The sequence below is a fragment of the Psychrobacillus sp. genome, assembly GCF_056205495.1.
On record NZ_JBAEAP010000501.1, the window covers coordinates 1 to 4,700 of the forward strand.

Consider the following 4,700-nt stretch of genomic DNA (forward strand, 5'->3'; position numbering starts at 1 on the left):
TACCCTCTGATCTAAGATTTCTTTGCATCATAAATCAACCCTACCCTTTAACATAGCCTAATAAAATAAAGTATGTCAGCGTGCTACGCGGTGAAGCTTTTTGAGAGATGAACAATAGGTCTACTTCTATTAACTTTTAAACTATTTATATAGAAAATCATCGGGTGAGAAGCATTCGTTTAAAAATGATAAAGTACATTTACATGAACTTAAACTTTCAGTTGAAAATCCAAACAAATAAATAGAAAAATACGGGGAGATTTGATATATTCATTTATATTGGTTCTTCCAAATACCCATGCTAGTAACCAATTTTTATGTATCATTTGTTTATGTAAATTAATCATATGTATTAATTGTGAAACATACAAGTATTAACAATATTTTTTTTAAAAAATGTATAATTTAACTCTATGCAAAATGAAAAACTTAAAGTATATTATTCTATGCAAATAATTTTATAAGGCAAAGTATTTCTTTGCCGAGGGAAGGCAAATGGTGCGCCACCGGTTCTTGAGCTGGTTCTAGTAGGTTCGATTCCTACCCCGAAATTTTTTATGCAATTCAAATGAAAAATTTCAGGGGAACTAGAATGACTCTGCTCATTTCCAGTTCTGGAGGAGGCGTTTTTTTGTGTTGAAAAAAAGAGACTTGCATGAGTGTACTACTCTATTTGAGCTTATGTCAGATCCGACTATTATGCCATTCGTTCGTCATAAAGCTAGCTCAGCAGACGAATACTGGTTTTTGACAAAACAAATGATTGAGGAAGAATTAGCTGGAACTACTATTTCTCGTACTATCATCAGTGACTATGGACAACCAATAGGCACAATAAATCTATTTGATATTGAGCACGGTGCTGGATTTTTGGGAACTTGGATCGGCACACAATTCCAAGGTCAAGGTTATAATAAGAAAGCGAAGGAACAATTTTTAGAAGAACTGTTCTTTGAGCAGAATATACAAACAGTGTTTTTACGTATTAGAAAAAATAATATTAAGAGCATCCGTGCAACTGAAAAGCTTGGCTATGCTTTAAAAGCAAATGATTCTCACCAAGTGATATACGAAGAGATTAATAAGGGTAATAACCATTTCGATTTATATTATATACCTAAGGACCTCTTCCTAATGAAAACACTTCAGCAAAATGCGGAAGAAGAACAAGCTATGTAACAGAAGAAACTCCCGTCAACTTTATGACGGGAGTTTCATTAGTTTTTATATGTTAGTAGTAGTTCAGTAAATTGCTCAGGTGTTTTGGAAGAACTCGCCAGACACTGTGCATCAATTATTTTTTCTTTGTTTAATGCTAAAGCTGAAAGAGAATTCATAAATGTCTCAGCGGTGAGCCCCTCTTCTTCAAGGACAATAGCATAGCCTAATTTTTCAAAGAAGTTTGCATTTAATACTTGGTCTCCCCTGCTTGCGTTCTTAGACAATGGTATTAATAACATAGGTTTTTTTAACTCTAAAAATTCAAATATGGAGTTAGAGCCAGCTCTGCTTATTACATAGTTTGTGATTTTCAACAAATGAGGTAATTCATCCGTTACGTATTCAAAGGCTTTATAATTTGGTTTATCTATCAATGAAGGGTCTAGGTTTCCTTTACCACAAAGATGAATAATCTGAAATCGCTTGGTTAAAGTGTCTATATTATCTTTAATCGCAGCATTAATACTTTTGGAGCCCTGGCTCCCACCCATAACTATAATTGTTTCTTTAAAAGGACTAAAGCCTGTCAGCTCTCTTGCAATTTTTTCATCTCCTTGAAACAGATCAGGGCGAATGATTGCTCCAATAGCGGAAGACTTATCCCTTGGAATATACTTTAATGTCTCTTCAAAAACCGTAAATATATGCTCTGCAAATGGTGTTGCTATTTTGTTTGCTAAACCAGGTGTGATGTCGGACTCATGTATTACGACTGGAATATTAGAAAGCTTTGCCGCCACTACAACTGGCACAGAAACAAATCCTCCTTTAGAAAATACAAGCGAAGGCTTTATTTTTCTTAAGGTTCTCATAGCTTGCATTGTTCCGTATAGGACTTTAAATGGATCCGAGAAATTTTTGATAGAGAAGTACCTTCTTAACTTACCATTAGAAATAGTGTGATATGGTAAAGTGGGAAAGCTTTTCTCAATAATTGATTTTTCAATTCCATCAGCAGAACCAATATAATGGACTTCATATCCGTTTCTTAATAATTCTGGGATAATGGCTTCATTTAAAGATACATGACCAGCTGTTCCCCCGCCTGTCAGTACTATTTTGTTATTGTTCATGATAATCTCCTAACTATTTATCTAAAGGATGTATGCCCATATGGTAGAAACAAAAAACTTACAAGAAAAAACCAAGATAATGATTCAAATGGTACTACCAATTTTAATCACTCAGGTAGCACTCTATTTAATGACTTTCTTTGATATCTTGATGACAAGTAAATACAATATCAATCATCTAGCAGGCGTTTCTATAGGTTCTTCACTATGGGTGCCAGTATATACCGGGTTGACTGGTATTCTACTAGGCATTACGCCAATTGTAGCACAATTAATCGGTGCAAAAAAGCAAGAAGATGTGAGAACCTTTGTTCAACAAGGTTTATATATTGCTATTCTATTAGCTATTTTAGTTTTTATAGGAATTATTTTGTTTCTGGACCCTATCCTTGAAGCAATTCCTCTTGAAACTAGTGTACGCATAATAGCGGAAAAATATTTATGGATGATGTGCATCGGACTACTTCCTTTATTCCTATACAGTGTCCTACGATCCTTTATAGATGCATTAGGCAAGACCCGCATCTCCATGTTCATCACGTTACTGTCTGCACCGATTAATATCGCACTAAATTATGTACTGATTTACGGTAAATTTGGATTGCCAGCTTTAGGTGGTGTTGGGGCTGGATTAGCCTCAGCAATAACTTATTGGCTCATTTTAATTATTACTATTTTCATCATAAAATACAATAAACCGTTTGCTGACTTACAAATATTCCAAGAATGGACTAAACCGTCGATGACCAAGTTAAAAACTTTAACAGTGATCGGTTTACCAATAGGACTATCTATTTTTGCAGAGACTACTATTTTTTCTGCAGTCACGATTATGATGAGTGTATTTTCCACAGCAGTAATTTCAGCTCACCAAATAGCTATGAATTTTACTTCGTTGTTATATATGATTCCTTTAAGTATTGCAATGGGAGTTACTATTTTAGTAGGCCAAGAAGTAGGTGCTAAACGCTATCAGGATGCAAAATCCTACAGTTGGCTAGGGGTCGGGACAGCTGTGTCCTTTAGCTTCGTGTCAGCTACAATTTTACTTGTTTGGCGAAAGCCTATAGCAGCCATTTACACAAACGATGTAGAGGTCATTAATTTAACCGTTCAATTTTTCTTTTTTGCTGCCCTCTTCCAATTATCGGACGCCATCCAAGCACCAGTGCAAGGGGCTTTAAGAGGTTATAAAGATGTGACAATTACGTTTATCATGGCGATCATATCTTATTGGGTAATTGGCCTACCTATCGGCTACATACTAGGTACTTACACAGCGTACGGTCCATTTGGATACTGGATAGGCTTAATTGCGGGCTTAACAGTCGGTGCACTTACCCTGGGAACACGTTTAGTATACTTACAGCGAAAGTTCTCTAAACTCTCTTAAATTGTATTTGAAAAAGGACCCTACGTGTTCGACGGAGAAGTGTAATAAAAATGGATAATAAATTCATTACAGCCCTTTAAGTAACTTGTATGTATTTTATGTATTAAGGAATAAAAAAACGGTGTAAGCGACTAATGTCATTTACACCGTTTTTTCTATATTATTTACTGATAAATTGTTGTGTCCAGTAATAACCACTATCAGATAAACCTACTCCAATATGTGTATAGCTACCGTTCATAATATTTGCTCGGTGACCTGCTGAGTTCATCCAGCCTTGCACTACTTCTTGTGCTGATCGTTGGCCCATTGCAATGTTTTCTGCTGCAGATTTATAGCTAATTCCTAATGTTTTCATTTGATCAAAAGGTGAACCATACGTAGGGCTTGTATGTGAAAAGTAATTATTATCCTTCATATCCTGTGATTTAATTTGCGCTGACTTAGTTAGTGCAGAGTCGATTTGTAAAGGTGCTAAGCCTTCCTTCGAACGTTCTGCATTCGTTAAATCTACTACTTGCTGAATTACAGAAGATACTTGAGCTTGATCGGATTTCTCATTCTTTGTTGCACCCTGTGTAACTTTTTCACTTTGCTTTGATGGTGCCACTGTTTCTTGTTTTGGTGTTACCTGTGGTGTTGTAGTTGCCTCTTGCTTTGGTGTCTGAGGTGTTTTAACTACCTCTTGTTTTGTTGCTGATTTTGGAGCTTCAGTAGCTTTTTCGTTTTTCTTACTCTCTGAAGCTACTGGTTGCTTTTTAGACTGATTTTGTTTCTCGGAGTTTGTAACTTTATTATTTTTTTCGTATTTTACAGCTTGTTTAGTTACAATACTATTCTTCCATCCCCCTGCTTTGTTATCTACTAACTTTAAGGCAGCCAACTCTTTGTTTATAATATTGGTTTGAAAGATTTTATCGCTTGTCCATAATCCATTAGAATATTTCATAAGAGACTTCCATTGAATGGATGTATTTGCCTCAGAAGTAGTTTTTGAATTACCTGCTGCAGTT

General features: G+C 35.4%; 4 protein-coding genes. 2 read left to right on the forward strand and 2 right to left on the reverse strand.

The genetic code is table 11. The annotated features are described in order from the left end of the window. The first annotated feature begins 633 nt into the window (after positions 1-633). On the forward strand, positions 634-1,179 hold the full coding sequence (locus tag AC06OU_RS14305) for a GNAT family N-acetyltransferase (protein ID WP_475856677.1): 546 nt from the start codon (positions 634-636) through the stop codon (positions 1,177-1,179). Positions 1,180-1,217: 38 nt separating this feature from the next. On the opposite strand, the gene AC06OU_RS14310 is transcribed toward AC06OU_RS14305, so the two are convergent. Next, positions 1,218-2,294, reverse strand: coding sequence for an undecaprenyldiphospho-muramoylpentapeptide beta-N-acetylglucosaminyltransferase (locus AC06OU_RS14310; protein ID WP_251553193.1), 1,077 nt, complete (start codon positions 2,292-2,294; stop codon positions 1,218-1,220). A gap of 40 nt (positions 2,295-2,334) precedes the next feature. On the opposite strand from AC06OU_RS14310, the gene AC06OU_RS14315 reads away from it, so the two are divergent. After that, the gene (locus AC06OU_RS14315) at positions 2,335-3,687 is read left to right on the forward strand and encodes an MATE family efflux transporter (RefSeq protein WP_475856679.1); all 1,353 of its coding nucleotides are present in this window, start codon (positions 2,335-2,337) and stop codon (positions 3,685-3,687) included. Between the two features lie 160 nt (positions 3,688-3,847). Here the strand turns inward: AC06OU_RS14315 and AC06OU_RS14320 are convergent, their stop codons facing one another. Continuing rightward, positions 3,848-4,636, reverse strand: coding sequence for a CAP domain-containing protein (locus AC06OU_RS14320; protein WP_475856680.1), 789 nt, complete (start codon positions 4,634-4,636; stop codon positions 3,848-3,850). Positions 4,637-4,700 lie beyond the last annotated feature (64 nt).